Origin of the sequence: Rhizobium bangladeshense, from assembly GCF_001662075.1 — a bacterium.
In the GTDB taxonomy this organism is placed as follows: domain Bacteria; phylum Pseudomonadota; class Alphaproteobacteria; order Rhizobiales; family Rhizobiaceae; genus Rhizobium; species Rhizobium bangladeshense_B.
Genome location: NZ_LYPL01000088.1, coordinates 1 through 1,276, shown reverse-complemented (window position 1 = coordinate 1,276; position 1,276 = coordinate 1). Strand labels below are relative to the sequence as shown.

Sequence of the window (1,276 nt, the reverse complement as noted above, 5' to 3'; positions counted from 1 at the left end):
GCCACTGCTGTCCGGTTTAAATTCGTCACCATTGGAGGCTCATCTGGTGGAGATGGTGTGGCGGAGTGGCGGTGGGTTGCAGCAGGCGGTCGATCCTGCGGCGGTGCATGAGATTGGCGCGCACCAGGCGGGCGAAGGCGAGCGGGCTTGTGACGGTGGTCTGGTCAGCCTTGGCCATCTGCAGCAGCAGGTAGGCGATCAGGGCGACGGCGATCTGGATGCGCACGGCATTCTCGCTGTTGCCGAGGAAATGGCGGATCTTCAGCGTCTGCTTGACCCAGCGGAAGAACAACTCGATCGCCCAACGGCGCTTATAGAGCGCGGCGATCTCTTCTGCCGGGGCATCGAGGTCGTTGGAGAAGATGCGCAATGTCTTGCCGCTTTCGATCTGGACGCAGATCTCCCGCACCGGCCCGCTCATCGGGTTCCTGCGGCTTTTCGCCATCCGCTGCGGCAGGAGGCCGACCCGATCCGATAGGATGAACCCATCTGGACCAACCGCTTTTTCCTCCGTGACGGCCAATCTTGTATGGGATTTGAGGCGCGTGACGATGCGGCAGCCGGCGGCATTGAGCTTCGCCCACCAGCCGAAATCGTAATAGCCGAGGTCAAAGACATAGGTGGCGCCCGCCTCGATCGGCATTGCCTTGGCGGCGGTGATGTCGTTGACATTGGCCGGCGTCACCGCCGCATAGATCGGCCGTTCGGCATTGGCATCGTAGACGACGTGAACCTTGGCGCCGCAGGCCTGATCGGAAAAGCGCGCCCAGTCCGATCCCGCCCCGGAAAGGCGCAGACTGCTGCTGTCGATCAGATGGACCGCCTCGCCGACGGCCCGCTTGAGCCCACGCCCGGCGCGCGACACCATCTGCGCGAACAGCTCGGCGAAAACCGCACTCGGGCGCAGGCCATTGGCGTCGGCAAGGGTCGAGCGTGACACCGGTTGGGCGCCGAGATGGTAAAGACCGCTGCGGTGGCTTTGCAGGCCGCCGACGATCTCGCGCAGGCTGACGGCCCCGGAAAGCTGGCCGTAGAGCAGCGCGACTAACTGGCTCTTCGTCGACAGCCGCCGCACGTGCTTGTCGGCCTGATGCTCCTCCACAAGTCTTTCGAAGGCCGTCCACGGAATCCGCTTCAACAGATCATGAAAGACGCTATTCTCATGGCGCACGGTGTTGCTCCTCTTTCGTGTCCGGGATTGTCGCCAAACATCCGAATACGAGTAGAATCAACACCGTGCGCCATGTCCACCAAATTTAAACCGGACAGCAGTGGC

1 protein-coding gene is annotated in these 1,276 nt (G+C 62.6%); it reads right to left on the bottom strand.

Annotation, left to right across the window (positions count from 1 at the left end):
• Positions 1–25: 25 nt before the first annotated feature.
• Positions 26–1,171, bottom strand: coding sequence for an IS4 family transposase (locus A7X77_RS31590; protein ID WP_064686692.1), 1,146 nt, complete (start codon positions 1,169–1,171; stop codon positions 26–28).
• Positions 1,172–1,276: the final 105 nt, after the last annotated feature.